The following is a 21,618-nucleotide window of genomic DNA, read 5'->3' as shown; positions in this document are numbered from 1 at the left end:
CCGGTGCAGGTTCAGCACTGCGTTGTGGAGGGCGGAGCGCTGCAGAGTGCCCCGCAGTTGCGGCTGGTGCAGGGCCTGAGCCATGACAGAGAGCAGGCGCGATTGCAGGCCCGTGCGGCCTTGCGCAGCTGTCTAACCAAGGAACTGGGTTGCCCTGAAGATGCTTTGCAGATCAGCAGCCAGCGCAACGAGGCACCGCAGCTGTGGCTGTGTGGCGAGAGGCTTGCACAGCCCTTTTGCTCCATCAGCCATGCGCCGGGGCTGGCTCTGCTGGCCTGGCATGGTGGCGGGCCGGTGGGCGTGGATATTCAGGCAGTGGACGCTGGAGCATCACGCCATGAATTACAGGCAGTGGCTCAGATTTTTTTAGCACCAAATATGGCCCAAGCGCTTGATGGTTTTGCGCAAGATGCTCTGTTTTTCAAAGCATTTGCAAGCGCATGGGCCGCGCAGGAAGCACGTTTGAAATGCGCGGGTGTAGGGCTGGTTGAGTGGAGTGCAGAACTCGAGTCCTCTCTGGCATGCGTGCATTGCACACCCGTGGCCATGGCGGATGGCTATGCAGCCGCTGTTGCATGGCATCTGCATTCAGACTACGTAGATCACTGAATCCAGTCGCTGCGTTTGGTGTGGACGCTCCGGACTGTTTCATGGCTTTCGCCTGAATGGGAAGTAGCGCATTTTGCAGAGTCCGGGTGGTTTTTCTAGTTCAGTAAGCACCATGAAAAAAGGCTGCCAATCTTGCGATTGGGCAGCCTTTGATTCGAATTTTGACGATTACTGGAAGCCCAGCATATGCGGCAACCAGGTGGACAGTTGCGGAATGAAGGTCAGCATGCACAGCACGACAAAGTGCGCCAGCAGGAACAGCGGCATCTCGCGCGTCAGGTCGGTAATCGAGACGCGTGTGGCGACCGAGGTCACAAACAGCAGGCCACCCACGGGCGGCGTAATCATGCCCAGCGTGAGGTTGACGATCACCACCATGGCAAAGTGTGTGGGATCAATGCCAAGGCTGAAAGCGATGGGGGCCAGAATGGGCACCAGAATCATCACGCCGGGCAGTGGCTCCATGAAAATGCCGAAGACCAGCAGCAGAATGTTCACGGCGATCAGGAACATGACGGGCGACAGCTGCCAGCTCACGATCAGCTCGGACAGGTATTGCGGAATGCCTTCCACCGTCAGCACCCAGGCAAAGGCTGCGGAAGTCGCCATCACCAGCAGCACCGATGCCGTGAGCATGGCCGAGCGCGCCAGAATGCCGGGCAGTGCCGACCATTGCAGCGTGCGGTACACCCATTTGCCGCAGACCAGTGCGTAGAACACGGCCACGACAGAGGCTTCCGTGGGCGTGAAGATGCCAAAGCGGATACCGACGACGATGAGCACGATGAGCATCAGCGCGGGAATGGCCTTGAAACTGTTGACCCACATTTCGCGCGCCGAAGGACGGGGCTCGGTCGAGCGGTAGTCACGCTTTTTGCAGACCCACCAGTTGACGGCCGCCATGGCCAGCGCAATCAGGATGCCGGGGATGAAGCCCGCCATGAACAGGCCGCCCACGGACACGTTTTCATCCTGCAGCGCATAGATGATCATGCTCACCGAAGGCGGAATGATGGGGCCGACGATGGCGGTGCTGGCCGTCAGCGCGGCGGCGTAGGGGCGTCCATAACCGGCCTTGTCCATCATCTTGACCATCATGGAGCCGGGGCCGGCAGCATCGGCCAGCGCCGAGCCGGAAATACCCGAGAACATGGTCAGCGACAGCACGTTGGCATAACCCAGACCGCCACGCAGATGACCGACAAACTGCGCCGCAAAGCGCAGCAGAACGGCCGTGAGAGCGCCGCCCGACATCAGCTCGGCCGCCAGAATGAAGAAAGGCACGGCCATCAGCGGAAAGCTGTCGATTCCCGTGAACATTTCCTTGAAGACGATGAGCTGGGGATAGCGCCCGCCAACGAAGACTGCCAGAGCGGCCGAGATAGCCAGCGCAAAAGCCACCGGAAAGCCCAGCACCAGCAGGACGATGATGGCAATAAATAAAGTGATACCCATGATGTGTGAACCTGCGCTGTCTTAGATGGACGCGGCTGCGTCGGCGTCCATTTCGTCGGACTCGGCAAAGTCGCCGGCTTTGATATAGCCACGGGCAATGAAGAGCAGGTGGACAAACATCAGCACAAAGCCCACAGGCATGGCGCCGTAGATATAAGAAATGGGGATGTCCGTGGCCGCCGTGGTCTGGAAGCGCGTGGCATAGACATACTGCGAAGACGCGACGGTCATCACGGCAAAGAACACGAGTAGACTGATGACGACAAAGCCGCGAATGTACTGGGCGCTGCGGGTGCTGACGCTGCGGTGCAGATTGTCGATGGCCACATGGCCGCCAAAGCGCAGCACGAGACCGGCACCCAGAAAGGTGACCCAGATCATCATGTGACGAGCCACTTCTTCGGCCCAGACAATGGAGTCACCCGTGGTGTAGCGCAGCACCACATTGGCAAAAACGATGCAGGCCATGGCCAGCAACAGCACGATGAGCAGCCAGCGGTTGCCGGCGACAAGAGTGCGTTCGATACGATCAAGCATAGGAAATGGGGCGTCAACAGCGTGCACGGTGAGTGCCTTGTTGAAGAGCAGAAAAGAGATGAGGTCATCATGCCGCGCAAGGCATGAGTTTCCATTCGGGGTGCCCGCAGTCCTTAACGTCTGATGCGCATGGCACTCAGATGGAGAAGCCGGTGACGCAAGCCACCGGCTGTAAGGACTCAGACGCGAATTACTTCACGCTGGTGATGGAGTCCAGAGTCTTCTGGCCAAACTTCTTGGCGTATTCCTTGTAGGCGGGCTCCAGCGCGGTGCGGAAGGCGGCCTGATCCACCTTTTCAACGACCTTCATGCCGTTGGCCTTGGCTTCTTCAACGCCCTTTTTCTCCACGGTGTCCACAAAGCCGCGCGATGCGATGGCACCCTTCTTGGCACCTTCGGTGAAGGCGGCCTTCTGGCTGGCGTTCAGTGAGCCCCAGAACGAGGGCGACACGATCAGTGCCATGGGGGCGTAGACGTGCGAAGTCAGAGTCAGGTGCTTTTGTACTTGCCACAGCTTGGCGGATACCAGCACGGACACAGGATTTTCCTGGCCGTCGATCGTGCCCTGCTGCAGAGCGCCGATCACCTCGGGCCAGGACATGGGGGTGGGCGATGCGCCCAGTGTGCGGAAGGCCGTGATGTGCACGGGGTTCTCGGTCACGCGAATCTTCAGACCCTTGAGGTCGGCCACGCCATTGACGGCATGCTTGTTGTTGCTCAGGTGGCGAAAGCCTTGCTCGCCCCAGGCCAGAGCGATCAGACCGCGCTTCTGGAACTTGGCCAGCAGGTCCTGACCAAAAGCACCGTCCATCACAGCGCGTGCATGTTGTGTGTCACGGAACAGGAAGGGGATATCCACCACGCCCACGTCAGGCACAAAGTTGCTCAGTGCGCCGGTGGAGACGATGGCCGCTTCCACAGTGCCCAGCTGCAGACCTTCGATCAGCTCGCGTTCGCCGCCCAGCGCGGATGCAGGGAATTGCTTGAACTTGTAGGCACCGTTCGTGCCTTTTTCCACGCCTTCGCCCCAGGCGTTGGCGGCTGCACCGTAGTGCGAATTGATCGCCAGCGCATAGCCAATCTTGACTTCCTTGCCCTGAGCAAAAGCAGTGCCGGCAGCCAGCGTTGCAGTGGCGGCCACGGCCGTGGCGACAAAAGTGCGGCGGATCATGCGCATGGTTTAGGTCTCTCTGAAATGTTTTGAAATGAACCAAAAATTGTAGTGAGTGCCAACCATGGGTTTGTACGGATAAGGTGGTCGTCTTGTACGCGCTGGCTCATCGCGGTTTGCGATGGCGTGCATGAAAAGCTGGCGGGTTAGAGGTTTGGGGGGAAGGATGCCCGGACTACAGAAGCGCAAAAGGCCTGCGAATAGCTTGCAGGCCTTTAAAAAGATGAGCGTTTAGCGCTGACTCTGTTTGAACTTCAGCGGGATATCAATGCATATCGCACTAAAAGCAGGCGCAAGCAGCTATTATTTTTGAGTATCCAGCAACTGATCAGCCAGCTGTACAAAGCCATCACCGCGCTCGGCGGTGGTGACATAGCGGGGCAGGTGCTTGAGCTGGGGCACAAAGCGCTCGATGTTGGCCACGCCCACGCTGTGGGGCATGTGCTGGAACATCAGCTGGTCATTGGTGGAGTCGCCGATGTAGACCCACTGGCCTAGCGTGGCGTCCAGGTCGATATCGAATAGTTCACGAACAATCCAGCGAGCGCCTTCCAGTTTGTTGTGCTCGCCAAACCAGCCGTTGATATGAATGGAGCTGACAGTCGCGTTCATGCCTGCGGCCTTCATGATGGCCACGCACTGGTCGATCTGCGCCTGGGGCATGTTGGTGAACTCGCTGTGGTCCACGGCGATGTCGCACTCGCGGCCCGCAGAGTCTGTGGCACGGGCGGCACCGGGTACGGTGGCTTCGATCTGCTCCAGCACTGTCTGCATCTTGGCAAAGTTGCTGGCGCGCTCTTCGGCGTTTTGCTGGTAGAGCTTGTCCAGACTGCCTTGCGCATTGCGGCGCAGGGCCACAGCACCGTTTTCGGCCACGATGGAGTCCACGGGCCAGGCCGATGCAAAAGGCACGCTCCAGCCCACGGGGCGGCCGGTGATGGGTACAACCTTCAGGCCCGCGTCTTTGAGGCGGGCAATGGCGGACACCACGTGGTCTGGCACCACGCCATCGGTGGTCAACGTGTCGTCGATATCGGTCAGCACGCCCAGCAGCGGGGCGGGGGTCTGCAGTTCAGACAAGGGGCGCAGAAATTCTTGGCTCACAGTTCTATCCAAATAAATCAGCCCGCATGTGCGTTGCAGATGCGGGCTGTGTCGCTCATTGAGCGGAGATCAGTTTGCAGAGCCCAGAGACAGGCCAGCGTGTTCACGCAGCGGATGGAAGTGGATCTTAGGGAAACGCTCCTGCGCCAGGCGTACGTCGTAGGGGCTGGTACACAGATAGGCCAGCGTGTCGGCCGCATCGTGGGCCAGGCGCAGCGGGTAGGCGTTTTCGAACTCGCGCAGATCGGCTGCGTTGTCGGCCGTAATCCAGCGGGCGCTGGTGTACTGGCAGCCTTCCAGGCGCACATCGCAGTCGTACTCGGTTTTCAGGCGGTGCTGCACCACTTCAAACTGCAGCTGACCGATGGCGCCCAGCAGCATATTGCCGCCGACATCGGGCTTGAACACCTGAATCGCACCTTCTTCGCCCAGCTGCATCAGGCCTTGCTGCAGCTGCTTGGTGCGCAGCGGGTTCTTCAGCACCACGGTCATGAACATTTCGGGCGCGAAGAAAGGCAAGCCCGTGAATTGGAGGCTTGGGCCGTCAGTGATCGAGTCACCCAGCTGCACGCCGCCGTGGATGGTGAAGCCGATGATGTCGCCTGCAAACGCTTCGTCCACCGCTTCGCGGCGTTGCGACATGAAGGTCACCACGGAAGTAGGGCGCAGTTCCTTGCCGGTGCGCTGTACCTTCATCTTCATGCCGGGTGTGTACTTGCCGCTGGCCACGCGCACAAAGGCGATGCGGTCGCGGTGGTTGCTGTCCATATTGGCCTGCACCTTGAACACCACACCGGAGAAGTTCTTGTCCTCGGGGTGAACGATTTTTTCTTCGCGCACGCGGTTCACTTCCGTGAACGCCACGCGCGGGCCGGGAGGGGGCGACATGTCGACCACGGCGTCCAGCACTTCCATCACACCGAAGTTGTTCACACCGGAGCCGAAGAACACGGGGGTCAGCTTGCCGGCCAGAAAGGCTTCATGGCTCCACTCGGCGGATGCGCCTACGGCCAGCTCCATGCTTTCGAGGGCGTCATCAAAGGCCTGGCCAAAACGTGCGCGCAGCTTATCGGCTTCGGTCAGGGGGATGACTTCAAAGTCCTTGGGGCCGCGGTCGCTGCCGGGGGTGAACACCGTCATGCTCTGCGTGCGCAGATTGATGATGCCGCCGAAGGATTTGCCCTGACCCACAGGCCAGGTGATGGGACAGCAGGGCATGCCCAGCTCGCGCTCTACCTCGTCCATAATGTCCAGTGGGTCGCGCACTTCACGGTCAAACTTGTTGACGAAGGTGATGATGGGCGTGTTGCGCTGGCGGCAGACTTCAATCAGGCGGCGGGTTTGCGATTCCACACCGTTTGCTGCGTCAATCACCATCAATGCCGAATCCACGGCCGTCAGCACGCGGTAGGTGTCTTCCGAGAAGTCCTTGTGGCCGGGGGTGTCGAGCAGGTTGATCACGTGGTCGCGGTAGCTCATCTGCATCACCGACGAGGCGACCGAGATACCACGCTGCTTTTCAATTTCCATCCAGTCGGAGGTGGCGTGGCGGCTGGCTTTACGGCCCTTGACGGCACCGGCGATCTGAATCGCGCCCGAGAATAGCAGCAGCTTTTCGGTCAGCGTGGTCTTACCCGCATCCGGGTGGGAAATGATGGCGAACGTACGACGGCGCTGAGTTTCTGGGGCGTATGACACGGTATTGAAAGCTGTAAATACAACCGGAGATGTCGGCTGTGACCACAAAAAAGGTGCAGCAATCGATTGGCTGCACAAGGCCTGCGCCCATGCAGGGCAGGCCTGTGAATAAGGCTTGAGGGCGCTTATTTTAACGGCAGGGGCAATTCATGGGGACGGGGCGGGCATGAGCCGTTTGCCGCGCGTCTTGGCTGGCCGGTATGCGGAGCACAATAGCCGCATCGCCTCAGGTTTCCGTATTTCACTCATGAACCGTTCCCCGCAGGATGTGAATACTCCCTTATCAATCGAGCCTCAAGGCTTGGCTGCTCCTGTCTGGATCAAACGTGGGACTCCCGATTACTGGCGGGTCAGCGTGGCGCTGTTTCTGGCGGGCTTTGCGACCTTCTCGCTGCTGTACTGCGTGCAGCCGCTGCTGCCCGAGCTGGCGCGCACCTTTGCGGTCAGCCCCGCCCAGAGCGCGCTGGCGCTGTCGGTGTCCACGGCTTGTCTGGCGGTTTCCATTGTTCTGGCCGGGGCTCTGTCCGAGGGTCTCGGGCGGCGCAAGCTGATGTTTATTTCCATGGCGCTGGCCGCCTTGTGCAATTTGGTCGCTTCGTTTTTGCCGCAATGGCATGCACTGCTGGCTGCACGGGCGCTGGAAGGTTTGCTGCTGGGTGGCGTGCCTGCGGTGGCCATGGCTTACCTGTCTGAAGAGATTGACCCGCCGGGGCTGGGTTTTGCCATGGGCCTGTATGTGGGCGGCACCGCGCTGGGCGGAATGCTGGGCCGTGTGGGCATGAGCGCCATGACGGAATTCTGGGGCTGGCGCCACGCGCTGGCTGCGCTTTCGGTGCTGGATTTGCTGGCCGCGCTGGGCTTTGTTTGGTTGCTGCCCAACTCGCGAAACTTCGTGAAAAAGACGGGGCTGGGTGCCAGGTATCACCTGCAGGCCTGGGGACGGCATTTGCAGCACAAGGGCTTGCCACTGCTGTTTTTCATCGCTTTTGGCCTGATGGGCGTTTTTGTCAGCATCTACAACTACGCGGGCTTTTTGCTGAGTGCATCGCCGTACAACCTGAGCCAGCTGGAGATCAGTCATATCTTCTACGCCTATCTGCTGGGCACGGCGGCGTCGCCCATCGCTGGTGGGCTGGCCGACAAGCTGGGGCGCGGCCCGGTGCTGATTGCGGGCACTTTGCTCATGGCGACGGGTGTGGTGCTGACGCTGTTTGAGCCGCTGGCGGTCATCGTCACCGGCGTTGTTTTGCTGACGGCCGGTTTTTTTGTGGCGCACTCGGTGGCCAGCGGCTGGGTGGGGCGGCTGGCGACGCAGTCCAAGGGGCATGCGTCCTCGCTATACCTCTGGAGCTATTACATGGGCTCGAGCGTGCTGGGGGCCGGGGCGGGCTGGTTCTGGTCGCGCTGGGGCTGGTCGGGGGTCGGCTCTGTGGCTTTGCTGGTGCTGGCGCTGGTGATTGCTCTGGCGCTGCGCGTGCAGTGGCTGTCGGTGCAGGCAGCAAAGGGGCGATTGGCCTGAATTCAGTCGGTTATCGCCTGGCGGGCAGGAAGGGGATTCCCTTATAATCGCCCTCCATCCGAGGAGCGTTGCAGCGTTCCCCAGCCGGTTTAACACCGGCCGCAGCGGGGCGTGAGGCTCGGATTTCATCTCGCAACGACGCTCACCCACGCTTTCTGTGCGGTGAGATGGCATTCCCTCCTTCTTCCGCGGAACGTGGTTTCTCATTCAAATTTTGGAGAAAAACCATGAACGCTGCTGTTCGCTTTAACCCTGCTGATTCGGCTATTACCGACATTACCCTTGCCGCCTGGGGCCGCAAGGAAATCAATATCGCCGAAACCGAAATGCCCGGCCTGATGGCCATCCGCGAAGAATTCGCCGCTGCCCAGCCCCTGAAGGGTGCGCGCATCACTGGCTCGCTGCACATGACCATTCAAACGGCCGTGCTGATCGAGACCCTGAAGGACCTGGGCGCTACCGTGCGCTGGGCTTCGTGCAACATCTTCTCGACCCAGGACCACGCTGCCGCCGCTATCGCTGCCACCGGCACGCCTGTGTTCGCCATCAAGGGTGAGTCGCTGAAGGATTACTGGGATTACACCCACAACATCTTCGAATTCGGCACCAAGGGTACTGAAGGCGAAGGCCCCAACATGATTTTGGACGACGGCGGCGATGCCACCGTGCTGCTGCACCTGGGCCAGAAGGCTGAGAAGGACATCTCCGTGCTGGCCAACCCTGGCTCGGAAGAAGAAAAGATCATGTTCGCGGCCATCAAGGCCAAGCTGGCCATTGACAGCACCTGGTACACCCGCAAGTCTGCCGAGATTCGCGGCGTGACTGAAGAAACAACCACCGGCGTGCACCGCCTGAACGAGATGTCGGCCAAGGGCACATTGCTGTTCCGCGCCATCAACGTGAACGACTCGGTGACCAAGTCCAAGTTCGACAACCTGTACGGCTGCCGCGAATCGCTGGTCGACGGCATCAAGCGCGCCACTGACGTGATGATCGCTGGCAAGGTGGCTGTGGTCGCTGGCTACGGTGACGTGGGCAAGGGCTGCGCCCAGGCTCTGTCCGCACTGCGCGCCCAGGTGTGGGTGACCGAGATTGACCCCATCAACGCCCTGCAAGCCGCGATGGAAGGCTACAAGGTCGTGACCATGGAATATGCCGCCGACAAGTGCGACATCTTCGTGACCACCACCGGCAACAAGGACATCATCCGCCACGAGCACATGGTTGCCATGAAAGATGAGGCCATCGTCTGCAACATCGGTCACTTCGACAACGAAATCGACGTGGCTTCGATCGAAAAGTACGAGTGGGAAGAAATCAAGCCCCAGGTCGACCACATCAAGTTCCCTGACGGCAAGAAGATCATCCTGCTGGCCAAGGGCCGCCTGGTGAACCTGGGTTGCGCCACCGGCCACCCATCGTTCGTGATGAGCGCCTCGTTTGCCAACCAGACCATCGCCCAGATCGAGCTGTTCACCCGTCCTGAAGCCTACGAAGTGGGCAAGGTCTACGTGCTGCCCAAGGTGCTGGACGAAAAGGTGGCCCGCCTGCACCTGAAGAAGGTTGGCGCCCAGCTGACCGAACTGAGCGACACACAAGCCGCCTACATTGGCGTGAAGAAGGAAGGCCCTTACAAGCCTGAAACTTACCGCTATTAAGCCAGCGGCCATGCAGTGCAGTCAGCCTGTGTTGACTGCACTGCTCAATATTTTGATAGCTGCTAGCGCTTTATTTCATTGGACTTCATATAGGTTGAGACCTGGAATCCAATTGAATCAAGCGCAAGCAGCTACATAAAACATAGTTCTATCGCCTCGCTGCACTTCTGTGCAGTGCCCGGCACCGGTTAATTTCAAAGGAAGCGACGCTATGCGCGCAGATGTTTTTTTGGTGGAAGCAGGCCATGCTTCGACACGCTCACAGGCGCAGCGCCTGATTGCTTCGGGCGTGGAGTGGCGCCTGACGCCGTTGGCACCCTGGAAGAAGGTTGCCAAGAACGGTGACGACATTCCTGCGGGCGCTGAGCTGCAATTGCTGGATGCGGCTGAAGCCAAGTACATCTCGCGTGGTGGCCTCAAGCTCGAAGGCGCTCTGGCTGCTACGGGTATTGCCGTCAAGGGCCTACGCTGCCTGGATGTGGGCCAGAGCACGGGCGGCTTTACCGACTGCCTGTTGCAGGCCGGTGCTGCCCAGGTGGTGGGTGTGGACGTGGGCCACAGCCAGCTGCACGAGCGCCTGCGCAGCGACGAGCGGGTGATCTGTGTGGAAAGCTTCAACGCCCGCACATTGACCCCCGAGTCGCTGGAAGTCGCATGCGATGAAGCGCTGTGCGATGTCATCGAAGAAGAAGAAGACAACGACACCCAGCCCCAGGCTCCTTACGCCTGGATGCGCAACGGTGGTCAGGTCGACGAAGACTATGACGACAGCGACGACGCCAAGGAGCAGGACATTGAGTCCTTCAAGGCCGAACGCGTTGCCAAGGCCAAGGCCAAGTCTGAAGGTGCGGCTCCTGTGGAGCTGCGCCGCAGGCCCGGCACCCAGAGTATCGACATCACGCCCGCGTTTGACTTTGTCACCGGCGATGTGTCCTTTATCTCGCTGACGCTGGTGCTGCCTTCTGTGGTGCAAGTGCTCAAGCCCCACGGCCAGCTGCTGATGCTGGTCAAGCCCCAATTCGAGTTGCAACCCGGCCAGATTGGCAAGGGCGGCATTGTGCGCGACAAGGCTTTGTACGTTGAAGTCGAGCAGCGCATTCGCGAATGTCTCACTGGCCTTGGTTTGACCGTCAAACAGTGGATGGATTCGCCTATCGAAGGCGGTGACGGCAACCACGAATTCTTCGTCTGGGCCGAGCAGGGCGCTGAAATCAAGGCTCCCGCCCCTCAGGTCGCGGTCGATGAAGAAGCAACGGCCAAGCCCGCAGTCAAGGCTGCAGCCAAGCGCCCATCGCGTGCCGACATCAAGGCCCAGCGCGCCAAGCAAGAGCTGTATGCAGACCCCGAGGTGGCCAGCTTTGGTCAACCCGGTCCCGGTCGTGGCAAGCAGAAAAAACGCAACGAGCGCTAAGCAACAACGCCATGAGCGCTGAGTTTTCAGCGCTCGCCCATGACCCATAAGATTCAGAGACAACTGCAGCCATGAGTTACCCCGTCAGCTTCGAGTTTTTCCCCACCAAGACGCCTGAAGGCGCGGCAAAGCATGTGGCCGTGCGTCAGGCGCTGTATGTGCGCAAGCCTCAGTTCTGCTCCGTCACCTATGGTGCGGGCGGCTCTACGCAGGCGGGCACCTTCACCATGGTGCAGGACATCCAAAGCGAAGGGGTGAGCGCGGCTTCGCACTTCTCCTGCATTGGTGCCACTCAAGATTCGGTGCGTGAAGAACTCACACAGCTCAAAGCCATGGGCGTCAAGCGCATCGTGGCCCTGCGCGGTGACTTGCCCAGCGGTTATGGCCTGGGCGGAGCGTTCCATTACGCCAGCGATCTTGTCGCATTTGTCCGACAGGAATTTGGTGACTGGTTTTATATCGAAGTAGCCGCCTATCCCGAAACGCACCCTCAAGCAAAGTCCCCACGTAGTGATCTGGACGCATTTGTTGCTAAAGTTCGCGCTGGTGCAGATTCAGCCATCACGCAATACTTCTACAATGCCGACGCATACATGCGCTTTGTAGATGAGGTGAAGGCCCTCGGGCTCGACGTTCCAGTCGTGCCGGGAATCATGCCAATCACCAGCTCTACACAGCTGATGCGCTTCTCGGATGCATGCGGCACCGAGATTCCGCGCTGGATTCGTCTGCGTCTGCAGGCGTACGGTGATGACACCGCTTCCATTCGTGCGTTCGGACTGGATGTCGTGACACATCTTTGCGAGCAGTTGCGCAGCCAGGGGGCTCCCGGGTTGCACTTCTATACGATGAACCAGAGCGTCGCCACTCTGGAGATCTGTGATCGTCTGGGTCTGTAAGCCATAAGCTTGCTGGCTGCGAGGCGGCCAGTCTTTGGCGGCTCTCACTTGAGATTTCAAGGAGATTGCGCCCGTGCAACCAAAATTTTCGCGCTTGCGTTGTTATCAATGGATAGGCTTGGCCGTCGTCACTGCGACCATGGCGGGCTGTGCACCGCTGCCTGAAAACACGGCAGATCAGGCTGCAGGCGTTCAGAGCCGTCCTTCAAGAGCCGCGGCACAACCCAGTGCCTCGGCACCTTTGCTGCCCGATGCTTACACCCGCAGCAACGCCCGCGACAAAGGTCTGGGCATCAAGGCCAACAAGCCTATTGATGCCGATCAGGCCGATACCCCTGAAGACAGCAATAAATACGAATTGAGCGTGCCGCGCGAAAGCGACCAGTCGGGTCTGGCTTCCTGGTATGGCGGACAATTTCATGGCCGTAAGACGGCCAGTGGCGAGCGTTTTGACAGCATGGATCTGACGGCGGCTCACAAGACGCTGCCTTTTGGCACACGTGTCTGCGTACGCAGCGCAGTGACCGGCAAAAGCGTGGTGGTGCGCATCAACGACCGCGGCCCGTTTGCGCCCGGTCGCATTATTGACCTGAGCAAGGGCGCTGCCCAAGAACTGGGCATGCTGGGCCTTGGCATCAAGCCAGTCGAGCTGTGGCAGCTCGACTCGGATGAAGATGAGTGCCCGGCCCGTCTCTCGACAGCAAGCAAAAAGCGCTCATCCAAGATGGCTGCAGGCACTTCCGCCAAGGGCGTCAAGGTGCGTGCTGCATCGGCAAGCAAGCCTGCTCGCAAAGTTTCTCAGACGGCCAAGCAAAGGCGCTGAACTGCCAGAGATGAAAAGCTTACTTGCTTGTACAGCAGAAGCCCCAGTGCAGGCGCAGCCTGGCGACTGCGCCCTGAGGTCAATGGGTTAATTACTTCCCGCCGGATTCCAGCGTGAACGCCGCATTTTCGTCTTGACCCAGCAGCTTGACGAGCTGAGGCATGGCGGGCTTGAGCTGCTCTTTCAGATTGAACGGCGGGTTGATCAGGAACATGCCGCTGGCAGGCAGACCGCCGCGCTCGGAGGTCTTGTTGCTCTTAACGGTGAGCGTGGCGTGCAGCCAGCTCTTACCGGCTTTGGTTGCCATGGTCTTGAGGCGCTTGGGCAGATCATGCGCATCAGGGCGAGGAATGATGGGGTACCAGACTGCATAAGTGCCGGTGGGGAAGCGCTTCAAGCTGTCCGCCACCATATCCAGCACGCGGCCGTAGTCCGTCTTTAATTCATAGCTGGGATCGCACAGCAGCAAGGCGCGGCGGGACGGTGGGGGCAGGAATTTTTTCACGCCCTCAAAGCCATCTTCCATAAGAATATTGACTTGGCGAGGCACTTCCAGCTGAGCCATGTTGCCCGCCAGTGAGCGCATGTCTGTGGGGTGCAGCTCAAAAGCTTTGAGGCGGTCATGACCGCGCAGCAGCGCCTGCGTAATGAAGGGTGAGCCGGGGTAGTTGCGAATCGCATTGCCCTGATTGAAGCTGCGCACCATCTGCATGTAGTTCTGCAGGATAGGGGCCAGCTCGGACTCCTTGGCTGCAACCAGACGCATGATGCCGTCGTCGGCTTCACCGCTTTTGCTGGCGTAGTCGCCGTCGAGGCGGTAAAGGCCTGCCCCGCCGTGGGTGTCGAGCACCGTCAGCGCAGCCTCTTTTTGCGTGAGGTATTGCACAGTGGCAATCAGGATGGAGTGCTTGAGCACATCAGCGTGATTGCCTGCATGAAAGGCGTGGCGGTAACTGAACATAGAGAAGGATGGTAACCAGCAGGGTAAAGGAGGAACAGCACTTTTTACCCTGTGGTTTTTAAAGGCTGCTGACGCCTTGTGTGCAGCGTGGGAATGAGGTCGTATGGGCTCATTCACAACAGGCTGCTGCACGAAAAAACGCAGGTTCTGGCGTTTTTGTATAATGGCGGGCTTCGCAGCGATTTTATGGTTCCCGCGGCGAAGGCTCAGGCTTCGGTCCGAGTAACCCCGCCTAAGAGGCTTCCTTTAAAAGATTCGTCTTTTTCGAGAAGAAGCACCGACCGCGGAAAAGGGACCGCCAAACCCTCTAGAAAGAGAAAACTCATGTCTACATTCAGCGCAAAGCCCGCTGAGGTGCAACACGAGTGGTTTGTGATTGACGCCACCGATAAGGTGCTCGGACGTGTCGCCAGCGAAGTGGCACTCCGTCTGCGCGGCAAGCACAAGGCCATTTACACACCTCACGTTGACACCGGTGACTACATTGTCATCATCAATGCTTCCAAGATCAAGGTCACTGGCACCAAGAACTTGGACAAGGTGTACTACCGTCACTCCGGTTTCCCCGGCGGCATCACTGCCACCAACTTCCGCGACCTGCAAGCCAAGTTCCCTGGCCGTGCTATCGAGAAGGCCGTTAAGGGCATGCTGCCCAAGGGTCCTCTGGGCTACGCCATGATCAAGAAGCTCAAGGTTTACGGTGGTGCTGAGCACCCTCACACCGCTCAACAGCCTAAAGTGCTGGAAGTCTAAGGAGTCGAGATGATTGGTGATTGGAATAACGGCACTGGCCGTCGTAAATCTAGCGTCGCTCGCGTGTTCCTGAAGAAGGGCTCCGGCAAGATTACTGTGAATGGCAAGGACATTCAAGAGTACTTTGGCCGCGGCACCTCCATCATGATCGCAAAGCAACCCCTGGCTCTCACAGAGAACCTGGAGTCTTTCGACATCCAAGTGAACGTCCATGGCGGCGGCGAATCCGGTCAAGCCGGTGCAGTTCGTCACGGCGTTACTCGCGCTCTGATCGACTATGACGCAGCTCTGAAGCCTGCACTGAGCCAAGCCGGCTTCGTGACTCGCGATGCTCGTGAAGTTGAGCGTAAGAAGGTTGGTCTGCGTGGTGCTCGTCGCGCCAAGCAGTTCTCGAAGCGTTAATTCGTTTCCCAGCCAGAAAGACTCCCCGGAGTCTTTCCGCGAGAAACCGCTCCGAACGCAAGTTCAGGGCGGTTTTTTTATGGGCGCTGTATTCCTCTTTATTCCTGTTGGCTTTGCTTGAAAAGCGCTTTGGGCAATGTCCCCACTTGGTTTGGCGACAAAGAAATGCGGTCTGAATTCCCGAGCCCGTTGCTGTACCATTTCAGTCAATCAAGAACCTACGGAGTATTGCCATGAGCGCCGTTGCTGAAACCACGACTACTGAAATGCCTTCCCCCATCGTCTTCACCGACAGCGCTGCTGCCAAGGTGGCGGATCTGATCGCCGAAGAAGGCAATCCTGATCTGAAGCTGCGCGTTTTTGTGCAAGGTGGTGGCTGCTCTGGCTTCCAGTACGGTTTCACGTTCGATGAAATCACCAACGACGACGACACCACCATGACCAAGCGTGGCGTCTCTTTGTTGATCGACTCCATGAGCTACCAGTATCTGCTGGGTGCCGAGATCGACTACAAGGAAGACCTGCAAGGTGCGCAGTTCGTGATCAAGAACCCCAATGCCTCCACCACTTGCGGTTGCGGCTCCAGCTTCTCGGTCTAAGTCCTCTATGCATGTTTGCACGCCAGCCACTCCGGTTCTGGCGCTTGCACACCGTTTAAGCCGCTGCTCGTCAGCGGCTTTTTTGTTGCCGCACGCCTTTTGACCGGAGTCGCTCATGAGCGAGACACCCCTCACGCGCAGCAGTGCGCCCCACAAAGAGAGATTGCTCTGGCTGGTGGCCATTGGCTTTTTCATGCAGACGCTGGATGCCACCATCCTCAACACGGCGCTGCCCGCCATGTCGCAGGAGCTGGGCGAGAGTCCCATGAAGATGCAGTCCGTCATCGTGGCCTATGCGCTGACCACGGCCATGCTGATTCCCGCGACCGGCTGGGTGGCTGATCGCTTTGGCACGCGTCGCATCTATGCTCTGGCGATTGGCTTGTTTGTGCTGGGCTCGGTACTGTGCGCGCTGTCGCCCAGCCTGCCGTTTCTGATTGCGGCGCGTGTGGTGCAGGGCGTGGGCGGCGCCATGATGCTGCCCGTGGGGCGACTGGCTGTGCTGCGTACCTATCCGCGCGGCGAGTTCATCCGTGCGATGAGTTTTATCGCCATTCCGGGGCAGGTAGGGCCGCTGCTGGGTCCCATGCTGGGCGGCTGGATGGTGGAGTACGCCAGCTGGCACTGGATTTTCTGGATCAACGTGCCCGTGGGTCTGATCGGGCTGTGGGCCACATGGCGCTGGTTTCCGCAAAGCGCATCGGTGGTCGTTCATCGTTTTGACATCAAGGGCTACAGCATGCTGGCCTTTGGCATGGTGGCCATCTCGGTGGCGCTGGATGGCATGTCGGGCATGGGGCTGGGCATGGCGCTGGTCGTTGTACTCATGGTGTTTGGTCTGGCCAGTCTCGCCAGCTACTGGATGCATGCGCTGCGGGTCGATGAGCCTTTGTTCCCGCCAGCGCTGTTCAAGGTGCGCTCACTGCGCGTGGGTCTGCTGGGCAATCTGTTTGCGCGCTTTGGTAGTGGTGCTGCGCCGTTTCTCATTCCGTTGCTACTGCAGATTGGCTTGAAGATGTCGCCCATGCATGCCGGCATGATGATGCTGGCCACCGTGCTGGGCAGCATGCTCGTCAAACGCATTGCCGTGCGCACCGTGCAGCACATTGGCTACAAGCGCGTGCTGCAGGTCAACTCCGTCATGCTGGCCCTGATGCTGGCCTCGTTCGGTCTGGTGGCAGAGGGCACGCCAACCTGGCTGCTGCTGGTGCAGCTTTTCATTTTTGGTGGCTTTAACTCCATGCAGTTCTCGGCCATGAACTCGGTCACGCTCAAGGATATGGAAGGCGAATTTGCCAGCAGCGGCAACAGCCTTTTGTCCATGGTGCAGATGCTGGCCATGAGCATGGGTGTGGCGCTGGCCGGCGCGTTGCTGACCGGTTTTGGCGATATGTGGCCCGAAGACGGAGGTGGCCGCCTGCTGTCGATTCGCGCCACTTTTGTGACCGTGGCTTTGATGACGCTGGCGGCCACGCTGGTGTTCAGTCAGCTCGATAGCGATGAGCCAGTACGCCCTGCACCCGATGGTGGCGATGCTTAAAAATTAATAGCTGGTAGCGCCTGCTAAATATGAGTTTCAGGATATTTAATGCCTGAAATTCTTGATTAACAAGCGCTTGCAGCTATCAATGCAGAAACACGCGATAGCGCCTCACCTTGGTACTTTCCCGAGGAGAGGCGATTTTTTACGGGTTCTCCCTTGATTTTGGTCGCAGATATATCGCGTGCTGCATAGCCCTTATGAGCGCGGCTATATGAGAAGCTGCTAACGCACGCGTAGTCTCTCGATGAAGACTACGCTTGGTATGCATTTTGCATACAGGCAGTCCACCTAATTCTGTCCCACGATCATGAGCACCAGTCACAACTCTCAACCCATACGCTTCTACCACCGCGGCGAGGTGGTCGAAGTGCAAGGCCCGCACCCTACCCGCTCGGTGCTGCAGTGGCTGCGTGAGGATGCGCACTGCACGGGCACCAAGGAAGGTTGCAACGAAGGCGATTGCGGCGCCTGCACGGTGGTCATTGGCGAGCTAGCCGAGGCCGGTGATGCGCAGGCCATCAACGGGCTGAAGCTGCAGGCCGTCAACGCCTGCATTCAATTTCTGCCCAGCCTGCATGGCAAGGCCTTGTTCACGGTGGAAGACCTCAAGACCCAGTGCGCAGGCAAGGCTGCCTGTGCTGGCAAGCCTGCCGCGCAAGCTTTGCACCCCGTGCAGCAAGCCATGGTGGAGTGCCACGGCTCGCAATGCGGCTTTTGCACGCCCGGCATCGTCATGTCGCTGTGGTCCAGCTATGAGCTTCATCAACAGCAAAGCACCCAGCCCACGCGCCAGCAACTGGCCGATGAGCTGTCGGGCAATCTGTGCCGCTGCACTGGCTACCGCCCCATTCTGGATGCGGGCCAGCGTATGTTTGATTTGCCACAGGTACGCCTCGACACCGCGCCAGTAGTCGCTGCGTTGCAAAACCTGAAGGGCAGTGCCGAGGGGCTGAACTACGTGCACAGCCAGGGCATGCGCACCGATCACTTTCACGCTCCGCTCACGCTGGATGTGCTGGCCAGCCTGTATGAGGCTAAGCCCATGGCGCGCATCGTGGCGGGCTCTACCGATGTGGGGCTGTGGGTCAACAAGCAGCTCCGAGACTTGGGCGACATCATCTACGTGGGTGATGTGGCCGAGATGAAGCGTATTGAGGTTCGGCAGGACGCTGAGGGCGGCGAGCTGTACATAGGCGCAGGCGCATCGCTTGAGGCGGCATGGAGTGCGCTGGTGCAGCGCTGGCCCAGCCTTGCCGATGTGTGGCTGCGTTTTGCCTCCAAGCCCATTCGCCACGCGGGCACCATGGGCGGCAACGTGGCCAATGGCTCGCCCATTGGTGATTCGCCGCCCGTGCTGATGGCGCTGGATGCGCAGATCGAGTTGCGCAAGGGCGAGCGCGTGCGCCGCATGCCATTGCAGGATTTCTATCTGGACTATATGAAGAACCAGCTTGAGAGTGGCGAGTTTGTGCAGGCGCTGGCCGTGCCACTGGCCGCCATGCAGCGCCAGGTGCGGGGCTACAAGATCAGCAAGCGTTTTGACTGCGATATCTCGGCCTTGTGCGCAGGCTTTGCGCTGGAGCTGGAGGGCGATATGGTCAAGGCCGTGCGACTGGCTTTTGGCGGCATGGCTGCTACGGTAAAGAGAGCGGCAGGCGCAGAAGCAGTCTTGGCTGGAAAGGTGTGGAGCCTTGAAAACGTCAAAGCTGCGCAAGCCGCGCTGGCGCAGGACTTCAAGCCCATGAGCGATATGCGCGCCAGTGCCGATTACCGCTTGAAGGTAGCGCAGAACCTGATCCAGCGTCTGTGGCTGGAAACGCGCACTGACCAGCCCTTGAATCTGGATGCCACCAGCGTGTGGAGCGTGATGCCCCATGTCATTCCCGCCGCCGTGGAGCAAGGAGTCTGAGATGAACAACCCCCGTGAATTGACGAATGAACTGGTGGCCGAAGCCTTTGCCGACTACCGCAAGAACCTGGCTAACCGCATCGATGAAGGCGCAGAAGCCACGGCTCAAAGCCAGGGCGCACGCGTGGGCGTGAGCCGCAAGCATGAATCTGCCCATCTGCATGTGGCCGGTGAGGCGGCCTATATCGACGATCTGCCCGAGCTGGAAGGCACGCTGCACTGCGCTCTGGGCCTGTCGTCCGTGGCCCATGGCCGCTTGACGGCGCTGGCGCTGGAAGCGGTGCGTGCCATGCCCGAGGTGGTGGATGTCATTACCGCTGCCGATATTCCCGGTGTCAACGACTGCGGCTCCATCATTCATGACGACCCGATTTTGTGCGACGGTGAGATTCGCTATGTGGGCCAGCCCCTGTTTGCCGTGATTGCCCGTACCCGCGAGGCGGCAAGGCGCGCAGCGGCGCTGGCCAAGGGTGCCGCCACGATTACCGAGCTGCCGCCTGTGCTGACGCCGCAACAAGCCCACGAGCTGGGCCAGTACGTGATGCCGCCCATGCACCTTGAGCGCAGCACGCACGCTGGCGGCACACGCGCCGCCATTGATGCAGCGCCGCATCGTGTCACAGGTACATGGGATGTGGGCGGGCAGGAGCAGTTTTATCTGGAAGGGCAGATCAGCTACGCCACACCCAAGGAAGATGGCGCGGTGCACCTGCATTGCTCCACCCAGCACCCTAGCGAAATGCAGCATCTGGTGGCGCATGCTTTAGGCGTGGCTTCGCACAGCGTACATGTGGAATGCCGCCGTATGGGCGGCGGCTTTGGCGGTAAAGAATCGCAATCGGCGCTGTTTGCCTGCGTGGCGGCGGTGGCTGCTGTGCGCCTGAACAGGCCGGTGAAGCTGCGGTTGGATCGCGATGACGACTTCATGATCACTGGTCGCCGTCACTGCTTCTGGTATGAATACGAAGTGGGCTATGACGATGAAGGCCGTGTGCTGGGGGCTGAGATTTCCATGGTCTCGCGTGCCGGGCATTCAGCTGATCTGTCTGCACCGGTGATGACGCGGGCGCTGTGCCACTTTGACAATACCTACTGGCTGCCAAATGTCAGCGCCCATGGCTATATGGGCAAGACCAATACGCAGAGCAACACGGCTTTTCGTGGTTTTGGTGGACCGCAGGGCGCGATTGCGATTGAAAGCATTCTGGACACGGTGGCCCGTAATCTGGGGCGCGACCCGCTGGATGTGCGCCGCGTCAACTTCTATGGCAAGACCGAGAACAACATCACGCCTTACCAGCAGCCGGTGACTGACAACGTCATTCACGAACTGGTAGCCGAGCTGGAGCAGACCAGCGACTACCGCGCACGGCGTGCAGCGGTGAATGCCTTTAACGCGCAAAGCCCCGTGCTCAAGCGCGGGCTGGCGCTGACGCCGCTAAAGTTCGGCATCTCTTTCAATGTGGCCCACTTCAATCAGGCCGGTGCGTTGGTGCATATCTACACCGATGGCTCGATTCTGGTGAACCATGGCGGCACAGAAATGGGTCAGGGCCTGAACACCAAGGTGGCGCAGGTCGTGGCGCATGAGCTGGGCGTGGCATTTGAAAAAGTGCGCGTCACAGCGACGGACACCACCAAGGTGGCGAATACTTCCGCCACTGCGGCATCCACCGGAGCCGACCTGAACGGCAAGGCCGCGCAGGATGCGGCCAGCCAGTTGCGCGTGCGCCTTGCGGAGTGCGCAGCGCGCCTGCATGGCGGCGATGCCAAAGATGTGCGCTTTGCCAACGATGCCGTGCAGGTCAACGGGCAGAGCCTGCCGTTTGGCGAGCTGGTGCACAGCGCCTATCTGCAGCGCGTGCAACTGTGGTCCGACGGCTTTTACGCCACGCCGGGCCTGCACTGGGACGGCAAGGCCATGAAAGGCCACCCCTTCTTCTACTTCGCCTATGGCGCGGCGGTGAGTGAGGTGGTGATAGACACGCTGACCGGTGAGTGGAAGCTGCTGCGCGCCGATGTGCTGCACGATGTAGGCCGTTCGCTGAATCCTGCGGTCGATGTGGGCCAGGTCGAAGGAGCCTTTATTCAAGGCATGGGCTGGCTGACGACGGAGGAGCTGGTCTGGCATCCGCAAAACGGCAAGCTGATGACGCATGCACCCAGCACCTACAAAATCCCCACCGCCAATGACTGCCCGCCCGTGTTTAACGTGCGCCTGTTTGAGGGCGATAACTTCGAAGACTCCATTCACCGCAGCAAGGCCGTAGGCGAGCCGCCATTGCTGCTGCCGTTCTCGGTCTTTTTTGCGATCCGTGATGCGGTGTCTTCAGTGGCTGCGCATCAAATCAATCCGCCCCTGCGTGCACCCGCGACCGCAGAGGCCATCCTGAGAGCAGTGGAAGCCGTTCAAGGGCACACTCCCTGACTTTTCCCATTGGGTGTTGTCGCCCTGCGGGGCGACAGCCGTTCTGAATCATGGCTGTTTGCCGCGGGGCAAGGCTATGTGCTGCGCCATCGATTCGATGGCGTAGGACCGGGCGCGTTCCTCGCGTTGCGCCTTGCAT

At 59.7% G+C, this 21,618-nt stretch carries 18 protein-coding genes and 1 riboswitch; of the genes, 12 read left to right on the top strand and 6 right to left on the bottom strand.

Annotated features, from left to right (window positions below; genetic code table 11):
* Positions 1-3: 3 nt before the first annotated feature.
* Positions 4-609, top strand: a complete 606-nt coding sequence (locus CLU84_RS17945; protein ID WP_158235239.1) for a 4'-phosphopantetheinyl transferase superfamily protein — start codon at positions 4-6, stop codon at positions 607-609.
* A 168-nt stretch (positions 610-777) separates the two neighbouring features.
* Here CLU84_RS17945 and CLU84_RS17940 read toward each other — a convergent pair whose 3' ends face one another.
* From CLU84_RS17940 to CLU84_RS17920, 5 genes are all read right to left on the bottom strand, one after another.
* A complete protein-coding gene (locus tag CLU84_RS17940) occupies positions 778-2,064 on the bottom strand; it encodes a TRAP transporter large permease (protein WP_099738947.1) in 1,287 nt (428 codons plus the stop codon).
* A gap of 21 nt (positions 2,065-2,085) precedes the next feature.
* On the bottom strand, positions 2,086-2,601 hold the full coding sequence (locus tag CLU84_RS17935; RefSeq protein WP_099738945.1) for a TRAP transporter small permease: 516 nt from the start codon (positions 2,599-2,601) through the stop codon (positions 2,086-2,088).
* Positions 2,602-2,791: 190 nt separating this feature from the next.
* Entirely contained in the window at positions 2,792-3,778 is a 987-nt protein-coding gene (locus CLU84_RS17930; RefSeq protein WP_099738944.1) for a TRAP transporter substrate-binding protein, read from the bottom strand.
* Between the two features lie 297 nt (positions 3,779-4,075).
* A complete protein-coding gene (locus tag CLU84_RS17925; RefSeq protein ID WP_099738942.1) occupies positions 4,076-4,876 on the bottom strand; it encodes an HAD-IIB family hydrolase in 801 nt (266 codons plus the stop codon).
* A gap of 69 nt (positions 4,877-4,945) precedes the next feature.
* Positions 4,946-6,574: a peptide chain release factor 3 gene (locus CLU84_RS17920; RefSeq protein WP_099738940.1), complete on the bottom strand. Its 1,629-nt coding sequence runs from the start codon at positions 6,572-6,574 to the stop codon at positions 4,946-4,948.
* Between the two features lie 247 nt (positions 6,575-6,821).
* On the opposite strand from CLU84_RS17920, the gene CLU84_RS17915 reads away from it, so the two are divergent.
* From CLU84_RS17915 to CLU84_RS17895, 5 genes are all read left to right on the top strand, one after another.
* On the top strand, positions 6,822-8,093 hold the full coding sequence (locus CLU84_RS17915) for an MFS transporter (protein WP_099739129.1): 1,272 nt from the start codon (positions 6,822-6,824) through the stop codon (positions 8,091-8,093).
* A 54-nt stretch (positions 8,094-8,147) separates the two neighbouring features.
* Positions 8,148-8,244: riboswitch (S-adenosyl-L-homocysteine riboswitch) on the top strand.
* A gap of 76 nt (positions 8,245-8,320) precedes the next feature.
* Positions 8,321-9,751 carry an adenosylhomocysteinase gene (ahcY, locus tag CLU84_RS17910; protein WP_099738939.1) on the top strand — a complete coding sequence of 477 codons (1,431 nt, stop codon included), beginning with the start codon at positions 8,321-8,323 and terminating at the stop codon, positions 9,749-9,751.
* Positions 9,752-9,962: 211 nt separating this feature from the next.
* Entirely contained in the window at positions 9,963-11,162 is a 1,200-nt protein-coding gene (locus CLU84_RS17905) for a TlyA family RNA methyltransferase (RefSeq protein WP_099738937.1), read from the top strand.
* 71 nt (positions 11,163-11,233) lie between these two features.
* A complete protein-coding gene (gene metF / locus CLU84_RS17900) occupies positions 11,234-12,061 on the top strand; it encodes a methylenetetrahydrofolate reductase [NAD(P)H] (RefSeq protein ID WP_099738935.1) in 828 nt (275 codons plus the stop codon).
* Positions 12,062-12,134: 73 nt separating this feature from the next.
* A complete protein-coding gene (locus CLU84_RS17895) occupies positions 12,135-12,884 on the top strand; it encodes a septal ring lytic transglycosylase RlpA family protein (protein WP_369826878.1) in 750 nt (249 codons plus the stop codon).
* Positions 12,885-12,975: 91 nt separating this feature from the next.
* Here the strand turns inward: CLU84_RS17895 and CLU84_RS17890 are convergent, their stop codons facing one another.
* The gene (locus CLU84_RS17890; protein WP_099738932.1) at positions 12,976-13,845 is read right to left on the bottom strand and encodes a 23S rRNA (adenine(2030)-N(6))-methyltransferase RlmJ; all 870 of its coding nucleotides are present in this window, start codon (positions 13,843-13,845) and stop codon (positions 12,976-12,978) included.
* Between the two features lie 324 nt (positions 13,846-14,169).
* On the opposite strand from CLU84_RS17890, the gene rplM reads away from it, so the two are divergent.
* From rplM to xdhB, 6 genes are all read left to right on the top strand, one after another.
* Positions 14,170-14,598 carry a 50S ribosomal protein L13 gene (rplM, locus tag CLU84_RS17885; protein ID WP_099738930.1) on the top strand — a complete coding sequence of 143 codons (429 nt, stop codon included), beginning with the start codon at positions 14,170-14,172 and terminating at the stop codon, positions 14,596-14,598.
* A 9-nt stretch (positions 14,599-14,607) separates the two neighbouring features.
* The gene (gene rpsI / locus CLU84_RS17880; protein ID WP_099738928.1) at positions 14,608-15,000 is read left to right on the top strand and encodes a 30S ribosomal protein S9; all 393 of its coding nucleotides are present in this window, start codon (positions 14,608-14,610) and stop codon (positions 14,998-15,000) included.
* 233 nt (positions 15,001-15,233) lie between these two features.
* Positions 15,234-15,599 (top strand): iron-sulfur cluster insertion protein ErpA, encoded by a 366-nt coding sequence (gene erpA / locus CLU84_RS17875; RefSeq protein WP_099738926.1) that lies wholly within the window; start codon positions 15,234-15,236, stop codon positions 15,597-15,599.
* 115 nt (positions 15,600-15,714) lie between these two features.
* Positions 15,715-17,139 (top strand): multidrug transporter subunit MdtD, encoded by a 1,425-nt coding sequence (gene mdtD / locus CLU84_RS17870; protein WP_099738924.1) that lies wholly within the window; start codon positions 15,715-15,717, stop codon positions 17,137-17,139.
* Positions 17,140-17,449: 310 nt separating this feature from the next.
* Positions 17,450-19,051 carry a xanthine dehydrogenase small subunit gene (gene xdhA / locus CLU84_RS17865; RefSeq protein ID WP_099738922.1) on the top strand — a complete coding sequence of 534 codons (1,602 nt, stop codon included), beginning with the start codon at positions 17,450-17,452 and terminating at the stop codon, positions 19,049-19,051.
* A 1-nt stretch (position 19,052) separates the two neighbouring features.
* A complete protein-coding gene (xdhB, locus tag CLU84_RS17860) occupies positions 19,053-21,479 on the top strand; it encodes a xanthine dehydrogenase molybdopterin binding subunit (protein WP_099738921.1) in 2,427 nt (808 codons plus the stop codon).
* The last annotated feature ends 139 nt before the right edge of the window (positions 21,480-21,618 follow it).

The organism is Comamonas sp. 26 (assembly GCF_002754475.1).
Taxonomy (GTDB): Bacteria; Pseudomonadota; Gammaproteobacteria; order Burkholderiales; family Burkholderiaceae_C; genus Comamonas.
Note: the sequence above shows the minus strand (reverse complement) of the source record. Positions and strands in the feature narration are given on the sequence as shown.